This is a genomic window from Achromobacter sp. Marseille-Q4962 (assembly GCF_943737005.1).
Taxonomy (GTDB): Bacteria; Pseudomonadota; Gammaproteobacteria; order Burkholderiales; family Burkholderiaceae_B; genus Achromobacter.
Genome location: NZ_CALSFU010000060.1, coordinates 1 through 4,086, shown reverse-complemented (window position 1 = coordinate 4,086; position 4,086 = coordinate 1). Strand labels below are relative to the sequence as shown.

Below are 4,086 nucleotides of genomic sequence, written 5' to 3'. Positions count from 1 at the left end.
GACTCAAGGACAAGCGCAAAGCAGGGAATATCAAGATCAGGAGCTAGGTTTTTTGGACGCCGGGGTGGGTCAGTTTTACTCCGACGATTCCGACGAAAGTGGGTCAGTTTTCAACCGGCGTTGACACATAGAGCCGCTTGAAGACGTAATCCACGGTCTTCCTCTGGAAATCTTTCAGACCGGCCAAGGCGGGAGTTGATAAAAAGCGGTTGCTACGCATCACGCCTCCCGATAGCCGATTCAAAAACCGTCCAGAGGTCTAAAAAATCCTCGGGGATAATCGCATTCTTGCTTCCCTGGGACAGATCACGAACCAGCCCCGAGATTTCCGCCAGTCTCTCCGGGTGTCGACTGTACGTGCGGGTCAGCTCTTCCAGTAGCGGGATATCCTCACCGTCGGCTAACCGGGCCAACCATTTGGCAAGCCCGGAGCCACTACCTGGATCAAGTCCGGATACCTTATCATCCCCCAACAACAGTAGGAGATAACGCAGGAATCCCTCCTGATTGCTGATCACGGTTTGCAGGATGGCAGAGTTGCGTTCTTCTGGAACGCCGGTAACGGGAATATTCAGAACAAACCGGGCCGAAACGTCCGGATGGTTGGTCTTAAGCTCAAACGCGATGAGCCCCGTTACAGAAGAGGCGGAGAACTCTCCGAGGCCGATCCCACCGTTAGCATCGCCGTTAAGAATATCCACCGCGAAGTCCCGAGTAACGGTTATCGGCCATGCAATAGCACTGACGATCCCATCAAGGGATGGGATTTCTCCCGTCAACACCAATGCCCACAGGCCGTCCTTCGATCCCGGGCTGCATTCGATGGACAGAGCTGCTTCAGCTATCCGGGAGCGAGCCCTCTCAACGGATTCCTCAGCCGCCTGCCGGAACGCATCAATCTCTGCTTCCTTGCTCGTGTCGAAATCGACAAGATATTCACCTAATCCGTCAGCGCCAAGAAGCTCGTCGATGCCGCCAACTTTACTCTTCCGGCCAACCAGCCCGACCAGAATCTCGATATTTTTCGAAGCGCTCAGCGCCGCGTTGGTTGCATTCGCGGACCCCATGATCACATGGGTATAGTCTGAATAGTACCGGGTCTCAAACAGATAGACCTTTGCATGAAGACCGGTCGCAAGCGGCTGTTCGGTGGCTTCTTCTTCCTCGCCATCCTCGGTTTCCGCCGCGTCGTCCAGATGAAGACATTGCGTGAAGAGCTCGAGAGTCTCCTTCTTCAGGGCTGACAATGACTCAGGGCGTGAGATGAGAGCATCAGCGGCCTTGGTTTTTTTCGTCAGTGCCCGCAGGGCTTCGTCAGAACAGAACGGCGAGATGACGGCCATCCGATTTGCCATGGGAGGCTCCCAGTCAAACCCTTTCGTTCCTGGAAGATAGAAGGTCAGCTCGTCAAAGCCGTCGGGGAGTTCCCACTGGACTCGATGTAGCTCGTCCGCGAATCTGAGAGCTTGCTCGCTCCTGCCCGATTCCGTTGGTCCGGTAGCCAGATCAGGAAGTGTCTTGAAGAAATGTGCCAGCGGTTTATTTGATTTGGACTTCCTACCTGTAATCGTGCCTTCGAGCTGAAGTGACAGGTCCCAGGACTGATCGGTGGTCATGTTCCTCGTCAGGACCACCAGACGATACATCGAGCTGCTTTGATCGGGGCTGACAAAACGGATTGCCCAGACTTTTGGATGGAAGACGCCTCCGCCAGGGGCCGTTACCTCGACGACCATTTCCTCCAGAAACCCAAACAATGGATTGGGCTTGGCAATCTGGGGCACTTGAATCCGTCCTCGTTGCACATAGACGGTGATTCGTTTCGAGTACCTGCGGATGGCTTCAAGCACAGACAACGGGTCAGGATCGGTATGACCATCCGCCGCCATTAACGCCAGGTAGACAGGTGCCTCAAGCAGTAGGGCTGGGTCCATCGAAAAGGTGGTTGCAATGGCCTCGTCGAAAATCATCCCCGGCGGTGGGGTCAATGCAGAGGTATAAAGGCTCCGGGAGTTTGGGTTCAGCATTTCTCCTCCCGGCTCATCCCCTGGTACAGGTCGTTCAAAAGCACCTTCACATTCGGCCAGCGATAGACAAGTCTTCCGACGCCGGAGTACCCGCCCCACTGCTCGAGCGCCCTCTGGTTCCTGAATCGGGAACGCGTGCCCTTGAGTTTCATTTCCCTTCTTTTGATCAGGGTGAGCGCATCTGCGTTAGAAAGGAGGTCATTGGGGGACCTCCGGGTATGGTCGATCCACTGCTGAACGAAGAATCTCGTTTTCGGGGTGATGGTGTGGCCATGATCCATGGTCAACTCCCAGAGGCGGCTCACCGACCAGGAGCGAATTTCCTCCAGGGGAAGATTTGCGGTCCATTCATCGAAACTTGCCTGATGCTCGGCGACAAGGTCTTCATGGTTTCGAAGCCTGGCGAGCTGAACGTTGTACGAGAGCGCCGCTCCATGCATCACCTCCGAGAACAGCCGTGCATGGGTCAGGAGTTCTTTATGCTGTTCGGAAAAGCGGCCGTAGTCCTGATGTTCCCATGGAGCTTGGGTGTCGGCGGGTTCGCAGTGCAGTGCCAAGAACGAGAGGAGACTATTGGGGCAAGCGACCTGGATGCGATCCCGAATAAATTCGGCTTCTTCCCTGGATAAAGCGAAGTTCACCGCCCCCGGAAAATCTTCCGGAGGTGCTGGCAATCGAGGATGCCAACTGAGAGTGGCCATCCGCTGCTCAACGTCGATGTCGTCTCCCCGTACCTTTGCGTCTTTCTCAAGAGCCTTCAGGGCATTCCGGCGACGGTAAGTCTCGTCGATGCGCCTGTGATATTCGTCCTGCGAGAATGGCGTAATGCGTATTCCCCAGACACCGAGACCGGCCCAGTAGACGGAGCTGGGCAACCGTTTGAGCCTCTTTCCTGCGGTCTTACCAAAGACGCCAGCCTGATCATCGGAATCCATCAACGGCTGAACCAGGTCTCTTTCCAGCTTGTCAGCCTGGATCGAAAAACTCTCTGCTGGTAGTCGCTTCTCTTCCAGCGAATGGTAAACCCATGGCACGAAAAGCATGTAGCGAAGGCGTGTCTGGATCGTGCTTGTTCCTGGAAACAACTGATCGGCAAAGCTGTCCCGCACGGAGCCGAGCCCAAGCTCGTCACGACTTTCCTTTTCCTGGAAAAGGGAAAGGATGCGAAGCGTGCGTTCCCTCGCTTTCGAGTCATGGTCAATCCATGCAAGGACGGAAGGCATCTTTCAGTACTCCCTCCCTACAGCCACAAATGGATCGGCGTTGATTGCATCAAACTCCATTCTCGTATCGCCCCCTCAATTTGCATCTCATGGTCGACAGAGCACCGCGTTCAAAGAACGGCAAGTCGATCGTGTCGCATACCGAACTGCAATACTGCTCGGCGAAGAGCTGCAGGTGAGCGGCGTCACGGGCCACGTCCGGATCGGATGGCAGATACTGGAGAAGCGCGTCGCTAATAATCATCACAAATTTGCTTCTCGCCCGGGTCAGCGTCACATTGAATCGTCTCGGGCTAAGGATGAACGCATCTTCAGACGCAACAAAATCCCGGTCGGCCACCACATAACTGGAAAGGATCAGGTCGCGCTCCTGACCCTGGAACCGGTCTACGGTGTCCACAAATGGAGGCGGGTCCATCGTCATACCGGCCGTGTCCACGAGCAGATTTCTGATGGATGCCATCTGGGCTCGGTGGGGAGTCACAATGCCAATTTTCTGCGTCCAAAACTCCTGGGCGCTTACTCCGGCCTGTTGGGCGTCGACCAGCTTCTTGTACAAAAGGGTCAAAGCGGAAACGATCTGCGCCTCAAAAGGGTTCGATAACGTATAGGTGTTGGCGGAGTAGCTGATCACCACCACAGGGCAAGCTGGGTCAAGAATGCGGAGAAACTGGTCGGACCATGGCAATTGCTCAGGCCAGTCGACTGGTCTGAATTGCCCCGGGTTTTGCGGAGGCTCCAACCTTTGAGAGAATGGAGCCCTTATGAGCAAGCAGAACAAGTTTTCCCCGGAAGTCCGTGACCGCGCCGTGCGTCTGGTACAAGAGCATCGTGGC

3 protein-coding genes are annotated in these 4,086 nt (G+C 55.4%); all 3 read right to left on the bottom strand.

What is annotated here, in order from left to right:
- Positions 1 to 212: 212 nt before the first annotated feature.
- From NGJ44_RS22960 to NGJ44_RS22950, 3 genes are read right to left on the bottom strand one after another with little or no spacing between them, the layout of a single operon-like run.
- Entirely contained in the window at positions 213 to 2,027 is a 1,815-nt protein-coding gene (locus tag NGJ44_RS22960; RefSeq protein ID WP_053244329.1) for a phospholipase D family protein, read from the bottom strand.
- Positions 2,021 to 3,250: a DUF6361 family protein gene (locus NGJ44_RS22955; RefSeq protein ID WP_251866027.1), complete on the bottom strand. Its 1,230-nt coding sequence runs from the start codon at positions 3,248 to 3,250 to the stop codon at positions 2,021 to 2,023. Before NGJ44_RS22955 ends, NGJ44_RS22960 begins: the two co-directional genes overlap by 7 nt.
- A 49-nt stretch (positions 3,251 to 3,299) precedes the next feature.
- The gene (locus NGJ44_RS22950; protein WP_251866025.1) at positions 3,300 to 3,890 is read right to left on the bottom strand and encodes a C-terminal helicase domain-containing protein; all 591 of its coding nucleotides are present in this window, start codon (positions 3,888 to 3,890) and stop codon (positions 3,300 to 3,302) included.
- Positions 3,891 to 4,086: the final 196 nt, after the last annotated feature.